This window comes from Enterococcus sp. DIV0170, assembly GCF_051710765.1.
GTDB classification, from domain to species: domain Bacteria; phylum Bacillota; class Bacilli; order Lactobacillales; family Enterococcaceae; genus Enterococcus_A; species Enterococcus_A raffinosus.
In genome coordinates this window covers 1012392-1034491 of the sequence record NZ_JBIOLG010000002.1, presented here as the reverse complement: position 1 = coordinate 1034491, position 22100 = coordinate 1012392, and the positions used below count along the sequence as shown (strand labels likewise).

Genomic DNA, 22100 nt, shown 5'->3' with positions numbered 1-22100 from the left:
TGTCTAGATCTTAGTTCACACTCCTGTTGTGGATTAAGATTTGAACATTTTTCAGAAATGATGAGGTGAAAGACATGGCCAGTACAGGCATTCAACGGCTATTTTATGTAATCTGGACGATTATTAAATTGAATCTATATTTTCTTTTGTTTTCTTTAATGGGAGGCGTAGTTTTTGGCATCGGACCAGCCTTTCAAACGATGAACGACCTCCTGACAGAGCAAGGGATCAACTATCAAGAAATCACCTTCAAACGTTTTTTGAGCAGTTGGAAAAAGAATTTTAAACGGGGGAATCTGCATTTTAGTTTATTTGCAGCCTTGACCTTCGTGTTGGCCTACAACCTCTATTTAGCGGCACAGATCCAAGGATTGTTATGGATGATCATTACGTTTTTATTGTTCTTTGTGCTGTTGCTAGTCGGAGTGCTGTTTCTTTATACAACTCAGTATGAGACCAGCTATGATATTTCTACCGGGAATTTATTGAAATTAGCCTTTATTAGTGTCTTTTTAAATTTTGGTGTTTTTTTAAAAGTCTTGTTTGGCGTGGCCAGCATCTTTGTGCTGACTTGGTACTTCAAGGGCTTGATGCTATTTGCGACTTGTTCACTGCTAGTAATCTGGAGTGGGTATGCTACGAAGGACAATCGTCAGCTGGTGGATAAGAAGTTGAATTCCTATGAGTAAGGGCAGATTTCGATTGACGAAGAAAACACACTTAATGAATCGTTTGATGCAAGTATACAGCCTTCTGCTAGTGGGAATCATCCTGCTGGTAGTGGCTGCTTTGTGCGTTTTTACTGCAGATTCGAATTACAAGAAATTGATGAACGATATGTACATTTTAGAAAACCGGATTCACAGCTATGCGACAGATAAGGAAAATACCATGAGCTACCTTTACATGGAATTAGCCAGCTCCAATGCGGCGGTGGATAATGTTCGGAAATACTTAAATTTGTCTCCATCAGAATATTTTGAGTTTACCCAAAAATACTGGGACGATTATCAAAAGGATACGCGGGTTTCTTCCACGATCAGCGGATTTTTTACTGCCTTTCCTGATTTGGAGGAACTATTCGTCACCTTGGATGGCTCAAACAATTATTTGAAAGCGGATCAAAGGAATCATAACGGGCAAAAGCTACAAGGTAAGCTGCCGAAAAAGACGAGCTTTTTGATCAATCGTCCAATCGTGGATCAATATAGTTTTCAGACGATCGGCCAAATCTACGGTGTTTTTTCAGAGTCCGCTGTATTAGGCGATTTGGCTCAATCTTTAGTCGATGAAGGGATTGACGCATTTATCGTGGATAGTGCCGATCAAGTCAAATTCTCTACCCATCATCAAGTAACCGACAAGGAATATCAAGCACTGGTAAAAGGCATTGAAGGACGTGGGGCTGTTCCGCAAGCGATTCGTAAGAATTACTATGTGATCGATCGGCAAACAAGCAAGACCTATTCGTATGTTTTAGTCGCGAACAAACAGGTTCTTTGGTGGAAAAATGTAAAGACCTTTAGCCTGATTATCCTATTAGGCGGTTTACTGGCGAGCCTTCTTTTGCTAATCCTGCATCGCACCTTTAAACGCTATTTTCAGCAAGTGGAGACGATCGTAGGCATTACCCATAGTGTTGCGGAGGGGCGTCTGCAAGAACGAATCGATCTTGGGTTAGTCCAAGATGAGTTGCTTGATCTTTCGCAAGCGATCAATTATATGATTGACAGCTTGGATCAATACATCAAGGAAAACTATGAATTGGAGATTAAGCAGCGGGATGCTCACATGCGGGCGCTCCAATCCCAGATTAATCCGCATTTTCTGTACAATACCTTGGAGTATATTCGTATGTACGCGTTAAGTAAGCAACAAAAGGAATTAGCGGATGTGGTCTATGCCTTTTCAGCATTGCTGCGGAACAATACGACTCAAGAAAAGACGACAAGCCTGAAAAAGGAACTATCCTTTTGCGAGAAATATGTCTACTTGTATCAAATGCGTTATCCGGATCGGGTTGCGTATCGTTTCACCATTGAGCCGGAATTGGAGCAACTGGTGATTCCGAAATTTAGTTTGCAGCCATTGATTGAAAATTATTTTGTTCATGGGATCGACTATACCCGCAATGACAATGCTATCAGTGTCAAAGCCTTTTTTGAAGGGGAAGATATCGTGATTCAGGTGATTGATAACGGTAAAGGAATGGAGTCAACATCCTTACAGCAATTACAAGCAAATCTAAGGATGCCTGAGGATCAGCAAACGTCGTCAATTGGGATGCGAAATGTCTATGAACGGTTGAAAAACTGTTTTGATGGTACATTCTCAATGTCTATCGAATCCCAGATAGATCGAGGGACGACGATTACGATTCGCGTGGAAGGGGGAAAAGCACATGTTGTATAAAGTTCTACTAGTCGATGATGAATATATGATTTTAGAGGGATTGAAGCAGATCATTCCTTGGGAGGAACTAGGCTTTGAAATTGTCGCCACCGCTCGAACCGGTACCGAAGCTTTGACATACTTGAGGGCTCATTCGGTTGACCTTGTCGTAAGCGACATCACGATGCCAGAAATGAACGGCATCCAAATGGTCGGGGCGGCGTATGAACGAGGAGATGAATTTGCCGCCATTTTTTTGTCAGGCTATCAAGAGTTTGAGTATGTAAAGGAAGGGATCCGACTAGGAGTGAAGGATTATTTAGTTAAACCCGTCGATCAAGAAGAACTCACGGAAGTTGTGACGAAGATAGAACAAGAGTTGACCGAACGCCAGCATCGCAAGGAACAGGAGCAGTTGTATAGTGAAAGCAGTATCGGTCGTTGGCTGAATGATGAGATGAATGAGCAGGAGTTTCTTGAGCTGATGGCGGACTTGGAGCTGCCCATACAGGGTCCCTTCACAGCAATCAAATTACTGAGTGATGCTCCACAGCTACAGGCAATCACACAACAGCTAAAAGAGAACCACCAGCGTTTGATCATCGCTGGAAGTTCTCAGCAAAATCAACAGATCACTTTGATTTTCCAAGGGGATGCAGAACAATTAAAACGTTTTTTGGCTGAGATAAAACGGCAATACCGGGATATCGTCATCTATACGGGAGAAACGATCCCCGATTGGGAAAACGTCTATGAAAGCTATGAAAAAGTCCGACAAATCGAAGCGTTAAAAAATTTTTATCCTGATTTACTGCCTAGTCATAAGCAGGATTTGGTAGAGAACTTGAATGAACAGGAATTTTCATTTTTAGGGTTTAATAAATCTTTGATGATCGGCGATGCGAAAACAATTCAACAAGAGATGGATACTATTTTTGAAGAAGCTCATCGGCAGCACCTTCAACCGGAAAATGCGCGGTATATTGCCTTTTTATTGTTCACTGACATTTCGCGTCAGTACCCGACGGCGACCAAAGTCATCTATGAAGAAACGATTCAGCAGATTCGCCAAAGCGAAACCGTCTATCGCTTGAAGCAAGTTTTGGAGAATGTCCTGCAAGCGGTAAGTGAACAACCGCTAGAAAAACAGATTTCAGAAGTTACTCAAGAGGTCATCGAAATGGTTCGTAAGGACTATACCAAGGACATTACATTAAAAATGGTCGCTGACACCCTGCATTTGAATGCGGTCTATTTGGGACAGCTGTTCAAAAAAGAAATGAACAACAGCTTTTCACAATATTTAAACCAGATCCGCATTAAAAAGGCGCAACAATTGCTGCTCTACAGCAATCAAAATATCAATGAGATCGCCGATGAGATTGGCTATAACAATACCAACTATTTTTCAAAAATGTTCAAAAAACTCAACGGCATCACCCCAAAAGAATTTCGTGAGCAGTATTTGAAGGAATATTCAAATGTTATTAGCGAAGACACGGAACAGGAGGGATAACTGGAATTCAAACCCAAAACAGACCGGAAAATCTTGTAAGATTTTCCGGTCTGTTTTTAGTTGCTTAACGAAAAGGGCAGCTCATTTTTTTGATAGTCTCTCGGATTTGGAACGATCCCTAGTTGGTAATCGATTGTTCCGCCGGTCATCAGGTCTTCGTGGGTGAAGAAGAGGGGCTGATGAGGCATGCCGTTGCGAGTGGTTTGATGGATAAATTGTTGCTGCGGCTGGTTGGGTTCTGCCGTAATCGTTAGCGTTTGCCCATTAGAGAGGGCCAGTACGGCACGTTTGACTAGTGGCATACCGATAACATATTCCCCGCTTCCAGGTGTCACTGGATAAAAGCCCAACGAGTTGAATAAATACCAGCCGGCCATGCTACCATTGTCCTCATCCCCCGGATAGCCATCGCTTTCGGAGCTAAAGCATTCGGTCAGTAGATTCTTGATGAGTGGCTGAGCCATTTCAGGTTTGCCGACATAACTGAATAAATAAGGATAGTGAAAACTTGGTTGATTGGAAAGGGCCAATTGTCCAAATTCAATCGCGGCCATTTCGCTCATTTCATGAATTTCAAACCCATAACCGGTCACATCAAATCTCGGGGGTTGGTTGCAGAGTTCAATCAATTTTTCTGTAAACGCGGCTTTTCCACCCATTTGCTGAATCAACCCTTGGAAATCCTGATAAACCGCAAAGCTGCTTTGCCACGCACTGCCTTCTGCGTAATCTTTCCCCCAACGAATCGGTGAAAAGTCTTTCCGAAACTGGCCTTCGGAGTCCTTTGCCCGCATGAAGCCGACAGTAGGATCAAAAATGTTTCGATAATTCAAGGATTGTTCCGCGTAAGCCGTGGCAGTTACAGTTTCTCCAAGTGTGTTGGCCACTTGACTGATACAAAAATCACTGTAGGCATAATCCAGTGTATGATTGACGGATTCATGATAATTGCTAGGAACATAACCATACCTCAGATAATCTAAGGTTCCTTGTCGCCCATAATTGTTTCTTTCGCTTTGGACTGTCGCGCCTTTTTTCATGGCGGCTAAAAAGCGGGGCATCAAATCAGGACGAATCTTTTTCATGGCAGCATCTGCAATCACGGCATCAATCAATGTTCCCGGCATCAAGCCCCGTTCATCAGGCGACAACCATTTTGGCAGAAAGCCTGTCTCTTCATAGCTATTCAAGAAGCCTTCCAGCATTTCACCGTATTTTTCCTCAGCAATCAACGAAAACAACGGGTAAACCGTTTTGTAGGTATCCCAAAAGCCATTGTTAGTGTATAAAACCCCCGGCTTGATTTCCCGATTGAAGGTATCGTAGTGAATTTTTTCGCTCTCTTCGTTTATTTCATAAAAGGTTTGAGGGAACAAGAAGACTCGGTACAAATTGTGATAAAAGGTTTTTGTTTGTTTCGGATCTGTGTGTTCCACTTGAATACGATCAAAATAGCTCGTCCATGCTTGTCTGCTGCTGCTTAAAAAGTCCTGCAAGTCGTGGGCTCTTTCACGTTCTAGGTTCAGAGAAGCCTGTGCTTGGCTGATAAACGATGTCCCGAAACGGACGACTTGCTGCTTCACGGACCCAAAAGTTAATTGGATAAAGGTGTTTTCCTCTTTCGTCGCTTCAGTGAAAGATAAAACAGGCTCAGCAAATTGGAAAGTCAGGTAAATAGTGAAATCTGGGTCTTCACAGCCGCTGTAATTCACGAGACTGATCTGAAGTTCATGGGCATTTACCTGTCGGACGGCTTTAAGCCCCGGTAGTGTCAACAGTAGGCCATTTTCCTCTTGACTAAAGTCTAACGCTAACAGACCGCCGTACATGCTGGGAACCAAAGTCGAATGGAGACTATAGCGTAATTGATGGATATTCAATTGATAAGGAGAGAAGACAGCTTCTTCAGGTCGATAAGAGCTTTGGGCGTGGAACAGAGAAAGCTCCGGCAACGCGCCGCTGAACGGGGTCATCACCATGTGGCTGAAATCCCCCATCCAAGGACTAGGTTGATGGGTCAAACGATAGCCTTGAAAGACCCGATCTTCAGGATGGAAAAACCAACTGCCTTTTTGGTCGGTGGTTTGTGGAACAAAATAGTTCATGCCAAAGGGAACACCAGTATAGGGTAGGCAATTGCCATTTGAAAAGCTATGTTGATTAGCAGTTCCGTGACGAGTGTCAATCGTATCAATCATTTGTCAAAAGCTCCTTTGTTGAGTGTCGTGTAATCAAAGTGACGGCGACTTTTTGGCTTTCCGGCTGTTGTTCAGTGCGAATCCAATCCATCAAGGCCTCGCCAGCCAATGCCCCGATCTGCTTGAAATTTTGAGAAACGGTCGTCAAAGCCGGATCCACCAGTGAAGCAGCCTGAATATCATCAAATCCGACAACGGACAGCTGTTGTGGAAGCTCAAAGCCGCCTTGTTTTAGGACTTGCATCGATTCAATCGCGACTAGATCATTCTCACAAACCAAAGCGGTAATCTCGTTTACCGTGATATATTCCAGTAAGTGATCGGGATTTGCCTGTTGATCTTCTAACGTCGTATGAAAGGAGAGGTGTTGCTCTTTTAGGCTGTGAATGTAGCCTAAGTAACGTTGGCGCGTCGATTGCGGCGGATGGCTATTCCCAAAAATATAAGCAATCCGTCGATGGCCGCTCTCAATTAGGTGATCACAAGCGACTTTTCCACCAGCAAAGTTGTCTGACAGGATCGTTGGCAATGACAAGTCGTGGAGCTGCTTATCTAAGGCAACAATCGGAAATTGCTGGAAAGAAAGATCATACAACAGGTCTAAATACTGACTCTCGTCATCTGCATAATAGATCATTCCATCAAATTCCTGTACGATATCATTCGCTTGATGACTGGTCAGATAATCAAAATTCGTCATCATCACTTCAAATCCTTCCCGTTGAAGTACAGGGAACAGGCCGGCAGAAAAGTTTCCTAGGGATAGATCATTGGAGAAGGGCAACAGAAATAAAATTCTTTTGGTCGTCGTTTTTTGCGGTGTCTGCTCTTTGACAAAACTCCCTTTTCCCCGTGTCCGCTCGATCAACCCCATTTTTTCTAGTTCGGTTAATGCGCGTTTAGAGGTGATGCGGCTGACTTCATAAGTGTCAGACAGTTCCTTTTCCGTGGGAAGTTGACTGCCGGGCGGGAAGCTGCCGTTGGTAATCTGATTTTTAAGATCATTTAGGATTGTTTGATATAAAGGTTCCATAGTTCCCTCCTATTTGATATATCATATGAATATCTTACCATACTTATTATTTCTGTAAAGAGGCATTTTTTTGAATGGAAGCGTAGACAACGGACAAACATTAAGCTATAATCATCTCTATAAATGATATATCAAATTTGGAGGAATGATGATTTATGACTTATAAAAGTATACCAAAGTCGGTTACTCGGTTTATGGAACAAATTACTGAAAAATGTGGCAATGATCATGCTGATTGGGCAGAGAATTTTAACGCGGCCTTTGCCAATACCTTATTGACCACCGTGAAGCGCCAAGAAGATGGGACAACGTTTCTATTGACTGGCGATATTCCAGCGATGTGGCTAAGAGATTCGACCGCTCAAGTGCGCCCGTATTTAGTCATTGCGAAAGAAGATCAAGAGTTAGCCGCGATGATTTCTGGTTTGGTCAAGAAACAATTCTTCTATATTAATATTGACCCGTATGCCAATGCTTTTAACGAAACGGCGAACAAGGCCGGTCATCAAGCGGACCACACACAGATGAATGACTGGATCTGGGAACGTAAATATGAGATTGATTCCCTGTGTTACCCTGTTCAGTTAGCGTACTTATTGTATAAAAATACTGGAAAACAAGATCAGTTCAATGAAGACTTTGTGAACGGCGTGACCAAAATTTTAAGCGTTTTCGAGACAGAGCAGGACCATCACTATTCACCGTATACTTTTGAACGGGATACGACCCGTCAAGAAGACACGCTGATCAATCAAGGTCGGGGAGCAGAGGTGGTACCGACTGGGATGACATGGTCAGGTTTTAGACCAAGTGATGATGCGTGTAAATACGGCTATTTGGTTCCATCGAATATGTTTGCCGTTGTCATTTTAGGCTATTTGGAAGAACTTTTTAGCGAAGTGTTGATAGACGAAGAGATCGTAGCTAGAGCTCGCAAATTAAAGGAGGAGATTCAGCAGGGGATCGAAAGGCATGGACGAACGGTCAATCAAGCAGGCGAAACGATTTACGCCTATGAAGTAGATGGCAAGGGCAATGGAAGCATCATGGATGACAGCAATGTGCCGAATTTGATCTCAGCGCCTTATCTTGGTTACGGAAAACTGGATGAGCCGACCTATCTTGCGACTCGAAAAACCTTGCTAAGTTCCGAAAATCCTTATTTTTATGAAGGAAAATTTGCCAAGGGGATTGGTTCTTCCCATACACCAGAAAATTATGTTTGGCCGATCGCTTTGGCGATGGAAGGGATGACCACTGCGGATAAACAAGAAAAAGCTCGGATTTTGGATCAGCTGGTGGCGACAGACGGTGGAACGCATCTGATGCACGAAGGGTTTGATGTCAATGACCCCAATCAATACACGCGAGAATGGTTCTCGTGGGCAAACATGATGTTTTGTGAACTAGTAATGGATTATTTCGATATTCGAGTAGAGAAGTAGTAGAGGAGATTCGTTGATGAAGAAAAAAGTATATATCATTTCTCACAGCCACTGGGACCGCGAATGGTACATGGCTTATGAACAGCATCATATGCGTTTGGTCCAGCTCATGGATGACTTGTTAGAGCTCTTCGAGAAGGATCCGGCGTTCCACAGCTTTCACTTAGACGGTCAAACGATTATTTTAGATGACTATTTACAGGTTCGACCAGAAAAAAGAGCCTTGGTCCAGCAGGCGATCACAGAAGGAAAACTACAAATTGGTCCCTTCTATATTTTGCAGGATGATTTCTTGATTAGCTCGGAATCCAATGTACGAAATATGTTGATTGGGATGGAAGAAAGCCAGAAATGGGGCACGCCCGTGATGCTGGGGTATTTTCCAGATACCTTTGGAAATATGGGACAAACTCCGCAAATGATGAAGCAAGCAAATTTAAACGCGGCAGCATTTGGTCGCGGGGTCAAACCAATCGGTTTTGATAATGAGGTATTAGAGGATCAATACACTTCGCAATATTCAGAAATGAACTGGCAAGGTCCCGATGGAACGGAAATTTTTGGCTTATTGTTTGCCAACTGGTACAGCAACGGCAATGAAATTCCGGCGGAAGAAACAGCAGCAAAAGCTTTTTGGGATCAAAAATTGGCAGATGTCGAAAAGTATGCGTCGACTCAACATTTACTGATGATGAATGGGGTCGATCATCAGCCGGTTCAAAAGGATCTCTCGCAGGCGATTGCCTTGGCCAATCGGTTGTATCCAGAGTATGAATTCATCCACGCGAGCTTCCCAGAGTATCTGGCAGCAGTTCAAAAGGAGCTGCCAGAAGACATCGGACAGGTAACAGGAGAGCTGACGAGTCAGGAGACCGACGGCTGGTTCACCTTAGCCAATACGGCTTCTGCTCGAGTGTATCTAAAACAATGGAATACGAAAGTCAGCCGGCAATTAGAAAACATTACGGAACCTTTAGCCTCAATGGCTTATGAAGTAACTGGCGAGTACCCTCATGACCAGTTGGATTACGCATGGAAGACCTTGATGCAAAACCATCCTCACGATAGTATTTGCGGCTGCTCGGTAGATGAAGTTCATCGGGAAATGCTGCCTCGCTTTGAAAAAGCCAATGAAGTGGGAAAATACCTGGCTGAAGAAGCCGTGGCACAATTGGTTGCGACAATCGATACGAGCGGATTTCCAGAAGGCAGCCGTCCCTTTGTGGTGTTCAATACGGCGGGCACGGTTAAAAGCGGCACTGCTCAGGTCGATGTTGAAGTGAAACGAATTCCTTTCCACCAGCAATACCCTTCAGAGGGCTATGAGACATTGGCCCAAGAAGCTAAACAACTGTATCACGTGGTCAACCATCAGGGGCAGAGCGTTCCCGCATTTCTTTCTGAAGAACAGATTCGTTTTGATTATGATCTGCCAAAGGATCGTTTTCGGATTCCCTATATGAAGAAATACGTGACCCTTTCCGTTGAAGTCAAAGATTTAGCTGCTTTTTCATGGGAAAGCTTCGCCTTAGTTGAAGGTGCTGCCCCCGTTTCGGAAGCAACCTTGATTAAAGAAGACGGTCGTGTTTTAGAAAACGAGTGGGTCAAATTAACGGTCGCTTCTGACGGCTCTCTCCGGTTGACGGACAAAGAATTAGGGAAGACCTTGGAAGATTTGTTAGTGTTTGAAGACGTTGGTGATATTGCCAATGAGTACATTTTCAAACAACCAAAAAACGATCACGCGATCCTATCCACGGCCTTTGCACATCACGTTGAAATCGTCGAAGATACACCGCTACGTGCGACGATTCGCGTGATCCACGAAATGGAGATACCTAAATCAGCAGAAGAACGATTGACGCTAGAACAACAAATGGTGGTGGATTTTAGAGAAAGAAAGGCGCAGCGCTCCAATGAGACAATCTCCTTTACAATCAGAACGGATATCACTATGGACGCCTATAACCGCCGAGTAGCCTTTGAAACGACTGTCAATAATCAAGCACAGGATCATCGCTTACGAGTGCTGTTTCCAACAACGATTCAGACAGCTACCCATGAAGCAGACAGCATTTATGAAACGGTGGTTCGTCCGAATACAGTCGCCAAACATTGGGAAAACCCAACCAATCCACAACACCAACACGCTTTTGTTAATTTACACGATCAAGAATTTGGAGTCACTCTGTCTAATTTTGGCTTGAATGAGTACGAGGTCGTAGGAGATACTTTGGCATTGACGCTGCTGCGCTGTGTCGGTGAATTAGGCGATTGGGGTTATTTCCCAACACCTGAAGCACAGTGTATCGGAAACCACACCTTCAACTTCGGGATCGAACTCCACGGTGCGCCAGCAACTCGTTATCAGACTTACAAGCAAGCCCATGGGGCACAAGTGCCTTTTGTGACACAGCAAACGTCTATTCACGAAGGTCGATTGAATTCAGCTCAAAACTACTTGACAGTAAGCGGCGAGTGTTTTGAAGTCACCGCATTAAAACGGCGAAAAGCCGATGAGGCACTGATTCTGCGCGGCTACAATCTAAGCGATCAGCCAACAGATATCACGATTGAAAAAGCCGGAGAATCGCCCGTTCATTTGTTGAATCTTTTAGAAGAACGCTGCGGCGCATACGAAGCCAAACTGCAGCCATATGAAATTAAAACCCTAGAGATGAAGGAGTAGCAGAATGTATTTTGGTGGTATAGAAGCAGGCGGGACAAAGTTTGTATGCGCCGTCAGCGATCAGCAACAAAACTTAGTAAAGAAGATCAGTATCCCAACGACGACTCCAGAAGCGACCTTTGCGGAAGTTTTTGAGTTCTTTGATCAATATGAGCTATCCGCTTTGGGAATTGGTTCCTTTGGTCCGATCGGGATCGATCCCAGCAAAGACAACTACGGCTACATCTTGGCAACGCCGAAACCAGGCTGGTCAGAAGTAGATTTTCTAGGCAAAATCAAGGAACGGTATGCCATTCCAGTCGCTTGGACAACCGATGTGAATGCGGCGGCTTATGGCGAATTGAAAAAAGGAGCGGCTCAGGGCAAGAAAAGTTGTATCTACTTAACTGTCGGTACAGGCATTGGTGGCGGAGTCGTTATTAATGAGAACATTTTTTCAGGAATCGGTCATCCAGAAATGGGTCATATGCACATAAAACGTCACCCGGATGACGATTATGATGGCACCTGTCCGTATCACAAAGACTGCTTGGAGGGCCTAGCAGCCGGCCCCTCATTGGAAGCTCGTACAGGGATCAAAGGTCAAGACCTGGCAGAGGATCACCCTATCTGGGATCTTCAAGCCTATTACATTGGGCAAGCATTGATGAGCTATAGCTTAATTTTAGCGCCTGAAAAAATCGTCTTAGGCGGTGGAGTGATGAATCAAAATCAGATGCTGATGAAAATACGTCAATCGTTTGTCGACCAAATGTCCGGCTATCTGGAAACTCCGCCAGCCAGCGAGTATATCGTTCGCTGGGGATTGCCAAATGAGAGCGGCATTATCGGCTGCCTTTTACTAGCAGAAGAAGCACTAAACTAAAAAACAAAGAAGCTGAACTAGGAATGAATCGTTCAGCTTCTTTTGATTGAGGGAAGATAATGATGAAAACGATCGACCGTTGTTTGATTGCCGAAAACAGCGCCACACAAATAGTCCGTCAAAATATCATACAGCTATTTACTGAACTAGGCTATCAATTTAGAAGCCGACCGGAGACGAGCCTGATTTTAGCGATTGAGCCAACGCTAGAGACAAAGATCAGCCTAACATCAAATCGTCTTTCAGGGAAAACCCCCAGCAGCTTGTTTCGGGGGGGCGTTCGCCTGATTCTCCAGCAGTTAATGGGGAAAAGCCAGCCTCAAACAATTCAGCCTGCACTAGAAGAACAAATTCTGATGCTGGATATTGGCAGAAAATACTATTCATTAGCCAAGCTCAAACGTTTGATTCGCAGCCTGGCACTTTTTCAATTTACCCATCTCCAATTACACTTTTCGGAAAATGAAGGCTTTGGCATCGAGTCACTCCTTCACCCAGAAATCTGCAGCCCCAACCATTTAAGTCAAGAGGAGATTCGTGAATTAATCGCATATGCAGAGAAGTTTTATCTAGAGATCATTCCAGACATAGACACACCCGGACATGTACGCCAGCTTTTAACACATCATCTTGAATGGTGTTTACCGAAGACTGATGGTAGCCGCGAAACCAGCGCGCTGGATATATTAAATCCCGAGGCGGTCGATTTTATCAAGGAAATCTATCAAGAGTTTGCGGAATTATTTCAAGAAAGCCGGTACTTTCATATTGGCGCCGATGAATTTGTCGACTTTGATCAACTCGACCAATATCCAAGTCTAACTTCGACAGCTTTGAAGCTTGGCAGCACCGCCAGCGGCATCAACCCCTTCATCCAGTACGTCAACGATCTGATTCATTATCTAAATGGATTTGGATTCACCGTTAGAGTGTGGAACGACGGCTTCTATCGAAACGATGACCAAGAACACATTCATTTAACGAACCAATGCGAGGTTTCCTATTGGACACGTTGGAATCCGCACATGGCTGCAATCGAAACATATTTAACTCGCGGATACACCATGATAAATCACAATGACAATTTTCTTTATTACGTGCTCGGCGAAGCAGCCGGCTACCAGTATCCCACATATGAAAAAATCAACGAGCACTTTCAATTAACGACCTTTGCGAGTGATCAAAAAATGAAGAAACAAAATCAGACCAAAGGAGTCGCTCTTTCCGTTTGGGCTGATATTCCCAAAGCCAAATCATCCCACGAAGTCCTTGCTGATATTTTTTGGCTGCAAGCCGCACTGAGCGAAAAGGTGTATGGCGATAAAAATAAGAAAGACGATTATCAAGAAGTGTTTGAACAGTGGATGAGATGAGAAGGGAAGAATAAGTAAATCAAATGTTACTAATAGAAAATCCTAAAATACTTTTGGAATTTTGGGTAAATCTCATTATATGAAAATTTTTGAAATCCTAAAGTAAGGTGAAATAGAAAAATAAATTATTTAAAAATTACATTTATTTAGAAACCAAACGACCTTAAAGCAAATAGCGGTTACCACAATTAGTTTTTAGGTAAAGGCTATTATGTTGTAGCGTGGTTACACAGAGAAGATAAAGGTTAAAAAGAAATACCAATTAGAATATGATGACAATTTCCTTCTTTCTGTTTACATGTACGATATCTGAAAAAGATAAGAATGTGAATTCCGCTTTTACAGATGATCCAACAACTATAAAAACGGAAAGTGATAGTTAAAATAGTTTTATAGCCAACGAAAAAAAGAGCAAACAGTGTTAAAGCATACCCTATCATACGATACTAGTAATATTTGGTGCTACTGAAATATTGGTGAAGACCACAGGTACTTCAACACCTACCAGGTTATAAGATGAGCCTAAAAATAGTTTCTAATTAATCACCTGCAATGAAAAATCAATATGTATTAGAACTCGTTTGCTCTGCGAATGGTTTCAGAAAGCTACGAGTGTGGCAGTAAAAAAACTCAAAAAATTGATAGAGTAAAGTCATTTTCCTGACGGCATCACAATCAATTTTTTGGGGTAACTATTATGAAAAAAGGATATATTAAAGATCAAGATTAACTCTAATGACTGATACAGGTCATTAGTTTTTTTGTTTGGAGAGGAAAATTTGGTTGAAATAATCAATCAAGCAAAGAAAATTTCCCATCTTCTTTTGCGAAACGTTACTCAAATCATTTGTGAATAAATTAGTCATTATTCATTAAACTAAAACAGAAAAATGACACCTATTTTATTGTAAAAGAAAAAGGTCTAATTATTTGAAAATAAAAGGATTTGATGTTAGATTTTGTTAACTATTAATAGTAATAAAGTTGTCATTATCGAAAGGAGAGTTAGCATGAAAATTTATAAGTTAGAGATTATTGCTGCTTTTTTTTGCGCAATATTGTTCTATAATTCACAAACGAGTGCTGCAGAGTCTACATCTTCACAGATTCAGCAGGCACTAGATTTTGTTGCTAGTGATAGAAGATTAGTCAGCGACAATTTTGGAGGAAGAACTGTTTATCGTCTCAAAGATGAGTCATCTGATCCCACGGAAGCATCTTTCGATTTAAAGCAAGCCACTGATGACTACCAGATTAAACCGGAATATTTACGTTCCATCCCAGCAGATACCTATCCGAATGCGCTGATATTTGGATCAGCAGTGAAGCTGGATATGTCTGGTTTTTATGAATTTTTTTCTACGGGCGACGATATTAGTACGTTCAAAGCGTACATAGCAGAGTTTAATGCAGAGGGGGGCTTATCGAAAGTAACTCCTATTGAAGAAGGTAAAACGGTCTTGGTGACGGGCTTACGCAGTTCAGAATCTGTCGCGAAAGCAAAGAACGTCATTGAAAAGTATTGTGCGCTCCACAATCTTTCTTTAGCTGAATACTATGACAAAAATAAAAAAGAAAACCCAATGATCCAAGAAATCGTTGAATCTGGTGCATCTGAAGTCACTGTACAAGTCAATAAAGAAACGAATAATTACACGTTTAAAGTGAATTATGTTGATGCAGCAAAAGGAGGGGATCTTTCATTTGATCTCTATTCGGCTATAATGAATCAATCTGCTGATTCGTTGAATCGAAAATACTCGAAAGTATCCGTCAATGAGAAATATCTGTTAACTGGGAACATCTATCCATTTGATTATGTTGTTATCTCTGGCCGAACAATGAATGATCTAAACGCTGTATTTAACAGAGTACGGTATGATTACTTAGTAAGTAATCAGAATGCAACACTCACCAGTTCTAATAAACCGGTAGAAACGAGTCAAACAGCGGAAATATTGCCCATGGATGTTAGTCCTGGAACACCTCTTTCAAATGGAATAAATGGCACCTTTTTAAACAAACTAGGAACAGTAGAAAAATATATCAGTGGAAATACGATAGCTGCACAGTTTGGACTAGCAGACGGTACTGATTGGGACGCGCTTGGAAAAGCAAGCACAACCTTCCAAAAAATCACCAATTCGGCTGGAGCGACAGATTCTGCTGGGATAGCCGTATCTCCTACCCAGAAAGGCTATGCAGGGTTAACGACTTATAATAAACCAATCTTTGATGCGGCAATGGGCGCAAATCGAGTCTCTGAAAAGACTTACTTTAGCGGCTTGCCAAAGTTATCAGTGGCTGCTTATCTTTCAGATTTTAGTGTAGAGTATCCGCCTAGTGGTAGTGTCGAACCTAGTTCGCCGGCTAACTAGTAAGTGATACCAAAAATTAGCTGTAAGTAATCCTTTACTAAGCCACGACTCATAAAGAAAGTTGGAGATAAAATGAAAAGAAAAATAGCTTCTGCCTTTTTCCTCGCTCTTTTCGCTGTCTTTGGGGTGTTATTCAGCGCTCAAAGAGCCATTGCAAGTACAGATTTAGATCAAGCTGTCGCGGGTTACAATAAAGGAGAAGGAACTTATCAAGAGCGTCTGGCTACCTATGAAAAAATTGCAGGTATGCTGAAATCAGAAATACAAGCTGATATAGGCACCCTGAATCAGAGTATCGCCAATTTGACTGCTTCCGGTGATTTAGCGGCGGATGATCCTGTAATCAAAACACTGAACGAAGATTTAACGAAAGATCTGAATGCTCTCTATGCTTCGTATAAAGGGGAATCAATAGAGGTAATCGACGGATTATCTAGTCAAAAGAAAATTGATTTTTATAATGATTTCGTGAAGTTGTATAAACAATTTTTGCAAAATGGTTTGACCAGTAAGCATGACCAGCTAGTGGATTATGCAGAAGCGGTGAAAGGATTAAATACTGCCGCATATCCATTTCAAGATAACAAATCGCAGCAATATCTCAATCAATGGGACACACCGCTTTTTGATACGAAAGATATTCCTGATTTACCATCAGCCATTTCACCAATAGCACTGACACCGCCTACGAAAGAGAATAAAATGACCATTCATGTGCTGAAAAAATGGCAAGATAACAATGATAAAAATCGACCAAAGGAGATCGTGGTAGAACTAACGTTACCTGATAAGGAAACACCTATTGCTACATTAACTCTCACTCAAAAAAATGAATGGAAGGGCAGTTTTAAAGATCTACCAGTCAATGATAAGTACCAAGTAAAAGAAAAAAAGGTTTCTGGTTATGATGTTTCCTATTCAGATCTAGAAAAAGTAGATGATCAAAATTACCAGCTGACCATCACGAATACTGCTGTAACACCGCCTACACCTGAGAAACCAAAGATGCAAATAGATGTGATAAAAGAATGGAAAAATACGAAGGGAAAAGAGTTACCAAAAGATATAACAGTTAAGTTATCGTTGCCAGGAAAGAATAAAAACGCGGCAAATAGTGAAGTTGCTACCCTTCAGCTTTCTGCGAAGGACCAATGGAGAGGAACTTTTAAAGACTTGGCAATAGATGATCGTTACAAAATTGACGAAGTAACTGTTAATGGGTATAAAACAACCTATTCAAAATTAGAAAAAATTGCGGATAATCATTATCAGATTAAAATTACCAATACATTATCACCTACTATACCTAATAAGCCAGGAAACCCGAATACACCTAGGAAAAAGCATTTAAAATCTAATAACTCAGAAGTAACGAATAAGACGTATCCTAAGACTGGAGAACAAAAAACAAGTGGGTGGACCATCATTGGTGGGATTATTCTTGTACTACTGATGTTATATATCCTAAAAAAAGGACGCAATAAATAGTGGATGTAATCTCCAACTCATCATTGGAAACTATCCACACACCAACTCTGTCTATTTATAATTACTATGAAGCCCAATCATCGCTAGCGATGATTGGGCTGTTTTTTATTTCATCAAATAAGAAGTGCGGGAAATGTCTGAGGTAGAATGGATCATCTCTTTCATAGGACTTTTTTCTTTAAAATGGTTACATGAAGACAAAGGATTCACACGCTATAAGCTTTTTTGCTGGGAAATTATCGCATCCATATTACACTCACAAATCAGCAAAAAAAAAGACAACCCATTATTGCTTGTCTCCGTCCTTTGAATCTGGAACATGGCTATCTGTTGGCACATCAATTTTAATTTTTAAAGATTGGCCCAACAATGGTGTTATTTGCAAAAAATCAAAAGCAAGATAGATTCTGTCTAGAAATTTGGTACTATCGCTAACATAGATGCCGAATTCTTGTATATAAAACACAATTTCAGATAAATCTCGTTCTACTTGAAGATAGATGTCGTTTATATTTTTTCATTCATCCGAGCCTTTATTTCATCTATAGAAAGAAGGCCTTCATCTATTCAGATAGAAAATGAAAACTTCTCATTTTCTATCTGATTCTTTTAGGATTATTTCTTTGTGATATCTACAATGGTTCTACCAAGATGTTTTCCTTCTTTTAACAAGTGAATAGTATTAGGAAGTTCATCTAATGAAATAGCCGTAAATAGTGTAGTATCAGTTATTTTCCATTCTTGAGCCAATTTAGACCAAATCATTTGTCTGTATTCTTGAGAAATGTTCACTGAATCAATACCAATAAGATTAATTCCACGTAAGATGAAGGGGAGAACAGTTGTAGTTAACTTAATCCCGCCAGCATTACCACATAAGGAAACACTTCCTTGATAATAAACATAAGGCAGTAAACTTGATACCAAATCTCCACCCACAGTATCCAAAATGTAATGAAAGGTTTGTTTAGCCAGTGGCTTTTTAGTGAATTCAAAGTCACTTAAAAGAATCACCGTATGTGCACCTAATTGTTTTGCGACGTTGATCTGATTTTCTTTTCTAACCAGTGCAGTGATATTTTTGTATCCAGCTTTAGATAAAATTTGTAGTGCAATACTACCCACACCGCCTGTGGCTCCAGTTACTAAAATGGCTTGATCAAGAGAAGGTGTCATACCATTTTTTTCTAACTCATAGACAGAAAGAGCAGCGGTTAGGCCAGCAGTCCCAAAGATCATTGCTTCTTTCATCGATAAATCTTCGGGTAATCGTACGACCCAAGAAGAAGGAACTCTCGCATATTCAGCGAACCCGCCAGTATGTGTCATCCCCATATCATATCCAGTGACTAAAACTTGCTGTCCTATAGAATAATTCGGGTCCGTGGACGCTTCAATTGTTCCGCTTAAATCAATACCGGGAATCATAGGATAGTTGCGGATGACGCCTCCATTTTTTTGTACGGCTAACATGTCTTTGTAATTGACGGAAGAATAGGCAACTTTTATCAGAACTTCCCCAGCGTCCAACATATCCTCTTTTGTTTGATCTTCTACTTGATAACTGATTTCTTCCTCGTTCTCCCTTACTACCAATGCTTTAAATGTATCCATGTTTAAATTCCTTTCTTCAACAAAATAGTTTTGTAACAAAAATATTTCCAAGGAGAACTTATCATGATATTATGGTTCTGTCAACGATTGATGGAGGGATTTAAGATGGTAGAAAATTGTATGAACTTTTTATTGAGTGTCTCTCAACATAAAGTTTTCAAATATTATAGTAAATTGTTAGAAGAACAAGGGATTACCTCTGCGCAGGCAGGGATTTTAACCTGCATTTGGTCCGCTCCTAACGGTAAAATGACACCTAAAGAAATAGGAAAAAAACTTTATCTAGAAGCCCCCACAATATCCGGTCTTCTCGATAAAATGCAGAAATTAGAACTTATCGATAGGGACGTTGATCCTGACAATAGACGAGTTATATTTGTAAGTACTACGAAAAAAGCCGATGACCTGAGAGAGGTGATTGAAGGGGCAACCGAGAAAATGAATCAACAGGTCCTCAAAGATTTTTCTCCAGAAGACGCAGAGTTATTGAAGCAACTATTGACTAAGCTCATTCATTCTGAGATTAAGTAAGTTCATACGTCGCACCTCAGATTAGAATGATCCAGTGATAAGAGAACAGGTCTCTAATTAACGAATTACTAAAACTAGCCTTAACAGACTAAATTGATGATCATGATACTTTCTTCAAGAGAACTAATGCTAGTACTATGAAGGATATGCTGAGTTTAGAGCAGTAAACAAAGACTAATCATAGCGGAAGTAGAAACCACTATTATAAGTTGCATTTTAAGCATTATAATAGTGGTTTCTATTGTTCATAAGGTTACGATCCATAGAGCTGAGGGAACACCACACCATAAATAACGATCGTTTTCGGTAGAATTCAATTTCACCTTACCAGACTAGCCTGCACTTTATCCCGTTCTGGAAAAAAATAAAGGGTCTAGAATTTCTAGTATATTCCCTTCCTCCAGTTTATAGTTGTACCGCATATTTGTCTTTTGTCCACTCGAATCAGGGATTAGCAATTCATTTTTTGACTCATTTTTTTCAAAAGCTTCTTTGTCTTTATAGAAAAAAAATCTGTCTTCCTTATCGCTTTTCGATTCTATATTGTAATACCCTGCCGATATCGTCTTTCCCACTCGAACGATTCCAGATAATTCAACCGTTTCACCTCTTTTAATTTCCCTAAGATCTGAAAGTTCTTTCTTTAATGAACTATTTTGGCTTTGCAACGAAGAAATGGTTTCGGATTGTTCAGTAATTTTTTCCTTATCCGCTGTACAACTTGCTAAGGCAAATACAGAAAGAATTAGTGACAGCGCTACTATAGATTTTTTACACGTATCGACCACCCCGATTTGTTTTATAAGTCTATTTTATCAAAAATCTAGGGTTTATTCGTTTTTACAAAGGGTTTCTCACTAAAAGAAATTTTGCACATATTTCGAATGCTTGCTTATAGAAGATAAGTGAATATTAGAAAACTAAGGGGAATGCGACAGCGAATGATAGATCGTTGTGGTCAAGAAAGCCCAATAATAAATGTTCGAATGATGGCGATTGCTGCTCCAATCATGGAAGAAATACTTTTTCGGGGAGCTATTATAGATGATTGGATAAAAGATTTTCCTATAATTGGTGTAATAGTGAGTTTCATAATTTTGCATCTTTGCTCTCAACAGCGAATATAACCATCTATTCTATATACTTTTTCGTTGTAATTCCGCGTATGAAAGATAGGATGCGAAATGAGATTTATTTGCTTTAGGTCAGAGACAAAAACATAGTAATGGACGCCTACAGAAAAAGGCATTCATTACTATGTTTAAAAGATATACTCGATTATTTGATCAATTTTTGCCATATCTTGTATCGGTAAGTTTTCAATTTTTTTCAGTTTTCTCACTTTGAAGTCTAATGATTTCAATTGAGAGATTATTACTTGTCCTTTTGTATCTAATTCCTCAAGCAAAGAATATCGTGTGGGTATATTTTTTACAGTAGAAGTGATTGGGCAAATGACTGCAAACAGTGTTCTGCGATTAAAGTCATATCTAGATACAACTAGTCCAGGGCGTCTTTTTTGAATTTCTTTTCCTGCTGACGGATCGAAATCGATCCAAACAATGTCACCTTTTTTAGGTATGTAGTTAATTTTTTCAGTCATTACAAGAGTTCTCTCCCTTCAGGAGACAAATCCTTCCATTCATCTTTTTCATAATACTCTGCTTCTTCTCCATCACTAAATGGATCTTCAATTTTAGGAACTAACGTAATTGTTCCATCCTCAGAATAAACAACTATATATTCTTGGTTCTTTGGAGGCATCTTTCCGTTATCCGACGGCAAAGTAATTACAACTGAACTTCCCTGTAATCTAGATTTTGTAGTCAACATAGTATCACCCCCTTTACTTCAATTATACAATGCAAACTATCTTATACAAATGTTGAACGTTCGTATATATGTTCATAACCCCACATCAAAATTTATGTTCGCTTTATACCTGTAGTTAAATTTTTTGTCAAAAAAAAAAGCTGCTATTCCATACCGTAGCTAAAAATTTAAAAGTAGTGTGTTAAAGATGGAAGTTTTTACCCTTGTTTATAGCACTGAAGATAAAAATGAAAAAGAAAAATGTTGTAATCGACTCTACAAAAATGTGTCCAAGATCTTGACTCAAGTCCATTCAAGAGTGTAGATGTATGCTTATTCATTAGATGATATATACTTAATTTACAGAACGAATTAGCAGAGGAGAGAGCATTTTGCTTTTTTATATTGCGTCAATATTTTTTGGTTTTTCATACATAATTATTATGATTTATAGAGTTAAAAATGACAAATTCCTACGATCAAAATCCAAATTAATTGAAGGGAAATTAGACAATAGTAAAGCAATACCGAATTTTATATCTAATGATCATAGGCTAGTTAAATACAAAAGATATACTAATCTGACAAATATTTTTGCCATGGTAGCCATATTGTTAATAATCCCCATGAGTTTCTTTGCTTTAAGAGGATACTATTTATTCAGCTATATTTCATTTATTCTAGCCATCATCGGATTTCTAATTAGTTATAAAAAGTTTATTTATACCTATACTCTAATAAAGGAAAACTATATCGTTACTAAAGTA

At 40.4% G+C, this 22100-nt stretch carries 16 protein-coding genes; 11 read left to right on the top strand and 5 right to left on the bottom strand.

Annotated features, from left to right (window positions below; all coding sequences use genetic code 11):
* The first annotated feature begins 74 nt into the window (after positions 1–74).
* Genes IGI50_RS20435 through IGI50_RS20425 form a run of 3 tightly spaced genes read left to right on the top strand, consistent with a single transcriptional unit; the run spans position 75 to position 3907 of the window.
* Positions 75–689: a YesL family protein gene (locus IGI50_RS20435; RefSeq protein WP_438778348.1), complete on the top strand. Its 615-nt coding sequence runs from the start codon at positions 75–77 to the stop codon at positions 687–689.
* Positions 682–2412: a sensor histidine kinase gene (locus tag IGI50_RS20430; protein WP_438778347.1), complete on the top strand. Its 1731-nt coding sequence runs from the start codon at positions 682–684 to the stop codon at positions 2410–2412. The genes IGI50_RS20435 and IGI50_RS20430 overlap by 8 nt, the downstream gene beginning before the upstream one ends.
* The gene (locus tag IGI50_RS20425) at positions 2402–3907 is read left to right on the top strand and encodes a response regulator transcription factor (protein ID WP_438778346.1); all 1506 of its coding nucleotides are present in this window, start codon (positions 2402–2404) and stop codon (positions 3905–3907) included. The genes IGI50_RS20430 and IGI50_RS20425 overlap by 11 nt, the downstream gene beginning before the upstream one ends.
* A gap of 56 nt (positions 3908–3963) precedes the next feature.
* On the opposite strand, the gene IGI50_RS20420 is transcribed toward IGI50_RS20425, so the two are convergent.
* Positions 3964–6105, bottom strand: coding sequence for a GH92 family glycosyl hydrolase (locus tag IGI50_RS20420; protein ID WP_438778345.1), 2142 nt, complete (start codon positions 6103–6105; stop codon positions 3964–3966).
* Positions 6098–7138 carry a GntR family transcriptional regulator gene (locus IGI50_RS20415; protein ID WP_438778344.1) on the bottom strand — a complete coding sequence of 347 codons (1041 nt, stop codon included), beginning with the start codon at positions 7136–7138 and terminating at the stop codon, positions 6098–6100. The genes IGI50_RS20420 and IGI50_RS20415 overlap by 8 nt, the downstream gene beginning before the upstream one ends.
* Positions 7139–7293: 155 nt before the next feature.
* Between IGI50_RS20415 and IGI50_RS20410 the strand changes: the two genes are divergently transcribed.
* The 6 genes from IGI50_RS20410 to IGI50_RS20385 all read left to right on the top strand — a co-directional run bounded on the left by IGI50_RS20410 (position 7294) and on the right by IGI50_RS20385 (position 17376).
* A complete protein-coding gene (locus IGI50_RS20410; protein WP_438778343.1) occupies positions 7294–8583 on the top strand; it encodes a glycoside hydrolase family 125 protein in 1290 nt (429 codons plus the stop codon).
* Between the two features lie 16 nt (positions 8584–8599).
* Positions 8600–11272, top strand: a complete 2673-nt coding sequence (locus IGI50_RS20405) for an alpha-mannosidase (RefSeq protein ID WP_438778342.1) — start codon at positions 8600–8602, stop codon at positions 11270–11272.
* A gap of 4 nt (positions 11273–11276) precedes the next feature.
* Positions 11277–12137: an ROK family protein gene (locus IGI50_RS20400; RefSeq protein ID WP_060789571.1), complete on the top strand. Its 861-nt coding sequence runs from the start codon at positions 11277–11279 to the stop codon at positions 12135–12137.
* Positions 12138–12196: 59 nt separating this feature from the next.
* The gene (locus IGI50_RS20395) at positions 12197–13510 is read left to right on the top strand and encodes a family 20 glycosylhydrolase (RefSeq protein ID WP_438778341.1); all 1314 of its coding nucleotides are present in this window, start codon (positions 12197–12199) and stop codon (positions 13508–13510) included.
* Positions 13511–14520: 1010 nt separating this feature from the next.
* Complete coding sequence (locus IGI50_RS20390) at positions 14521–15888, top strand: hypothetical protein (RefSeq protein WP_438778340.1); 1368 nt, start codon at positions 14521–14523, stop codon at positions 15886–15888.
* Positions 15889–15960: 72 nt separating this feature from the next.
* Positions 15961–17376: a Cna B-type domain-containing protein gene (locus tag IGI50_RS20385; RefSeq protein WP_438778339.1), complete on the top strand. Its 1416-nt coding sequence runs from the start codon at positions 15961–15963 to the stop codon at positions 17374–17376.
* Positions 17377–17991: 615 nt separating this feature from the next.
* Here IGI50_RS20385 and IGI50_RS20380 read toward each other — a convergent pair.
* The gene (locus IGI50_RS20380; protein WP_218257417.1) at positions 17992–18990 is read right to left on the bottom strand and encodes a YhdH/YhfP family quinone oxidoreductase; all 999 of its coding nucleotides are present in this window, start codon (positions 18988–18990) and stop codon (positions 17992–17994) included.
* Between the two features lie 105 nt (positions 18991–19095).
* Here IGI50_RS20380 and IGI50_RS20375 point away from each other — a divergent pair, with 105 nt between their 5' ends.
* Complete coding sequence (locus tag IGI50_RS20375; RefSeq protein WP_438778338.1) at positions 19096–19521, top strand: MarR family winged helix-turn-helix transcriptional regulator; 426 nt, start codon at positions 19096–19098, stop codon at positions 19519–19521.
* A 929-nt stretch (positions 19522–20450) separates the two neighbouring features.
* Positions 20451–20648 carry a CPBP family glutamic-type intramembrane protease gene (locus IGI50_RS20370; protein ID WP_143142301.1) on the top strand — a complete coding sequence of 66 codons (198 nt, stop codon included), beginning with the start codon at positions 20451–20453 and terminating at the stop codon, positions 20646–20648.
* A gap of 134 nt (positions 20649–20782) precedes the next feature.
* On the opposite strand, the gene IGI50_RS20365 is transcribed toward IGI50_RS20370, so the two are convergent.
* Positions 20783–21124, bottom strand: a complete 342-nt coding sequence (locus IGI50_RS20365) for a type II toxin-antitoxin system PemK/MazF family toxin (RefSeq protein ID WP_438778337.1) — start codon at positions 21122–21124, stop codon at positions 20783–20785.
* Entirely contained in the window at positions 21124–21354 is a 231-nt protein-coding gene (gene mazE, locus IGI50_RS20360) for a type II toxin-antitoxin system PemI/MazE family antitoxin (protein WP_438778336.1), read from the bottom strand. The genes IGI50_RS20365 and mazE overlap by 1 nt, the downstream gene beginning before the upstream one ends.
* Positions 21355–22100 lie beyond the last annotated feature (746 nt).

Excerpts from the sequence above, each read along its gene's own strand:
- IGI50_RS20435 (WP_438778348.1), top strand. The coding sequence starts at position 75 with ATGGCCAGTACAGGCATTCAACGGCTATTTTATGTAATCTGGACGATT.
- IGI50_RS20430 (WP_438778347.1), top strand. The coding sequence starts at position 682 with ATGAGTAAGGGCAGATTTCGATTGACGAAGAAAACACACTTAATGAAT.
- IGI50_RS20425 (WP_438778346.1), top strand. The coding sequence starts at position 2,402 with ATGTTGTATAAAGTTCTACTAGTCGATGATGAATATATGATTTTAGAG.
- IGI50_RS20420 (WP_438778345.1), bottom strand. The coding sequence starts at position 6,105 with ATGATTGATACGATTGACACTCGTCACGGAACTGCTAATCAACATAGC.
- IGI50_RS20415 (WP_438778344.1), bottom strand. The coding sequence starts at position 7,138 with ATGGAACCTTTATATCAAACAATCCTAAATGATCTTAAAAATCAGATT.
- IGI50_RS20410 (WP_438778343.1), top strand. The coding sequence starts at position 7,294 with ATGACTTATAAAAGTATACCAAAGTCGGTTACTCGGTTTATGGAACAA.
- IGI50_RS20405 (WP_438778342.1), top strand. The coding sequence starts at position 8,600 with ATGAAGAAAAAAGTATATATCATTTCTCACAGCCACTGGGACCGCGAA.
- IGI50_RS20400 (WP_060789571.1), top strand. The coding sequence starts at position 11,277 with ATGTATTTTGGTGGTATAGAAGCAGGCGGGACAAAGTTTGTATGCGCC.
- IGI50_RS20395 (WP_438778341.1), top strand. The coding sequence starts at position 12,197 with ATGATGAAAACGATCGACCGTTGTTTGATTGCCGAAAACAGCGCCACA.
- IGI50_RS20390 (WP_438778340.1), top strand. The coding sequence starts at position 14,521 with ATGAAAATTTATAAGTTAGAGATTATTGCTGCTTTTTTTTGCGCAATA.
- IGI50_RS20385 (WP_438778339.1), top strand. The coding sequence starts at position 15,961 with ATGAAAAGAAAAATAGCTTCTGCCTTTTTCCTCGCTCTTTTCGCTGTC.
- IGI50_RS20380 (WP_218257417.1), bottom strand. The coding sequence starts at position 18,990 with ATGGATACATTTAAAGCATTGGTAGTAAGGGAGAACGAGGAAGAAATC.
- IGI50_RS20375 (WP_438778338.1), top strand. The coding sequence starts at position 19,096 with ATGGTAGAAAATTGTATGAACTTTTTATTGAGTGTCTCTCAACATAAA.
- IGI50_RS20370 (WP_143142301.1), top strand. The coding sequence starts at position 20,451 with ATGCGACAGCGAATGATAGATCGTTGTGGTCAAGAAAGCCCAATAATA.
- IGI50_RS20365 (WP_438778337.1), bottom strand. The coding sequence starts at position 21,124 with ATGACTGAAAAAATTAACTACATACCTAAAAAAGGTGACATTGTTTGG.
- mazE (WP_438778336.1), bottom strand. The coding sequence starts at position 21,354 with ATGTTGACTACAAAATCTAGATTACAGGGAAGTTCAGTTGTAATTACT.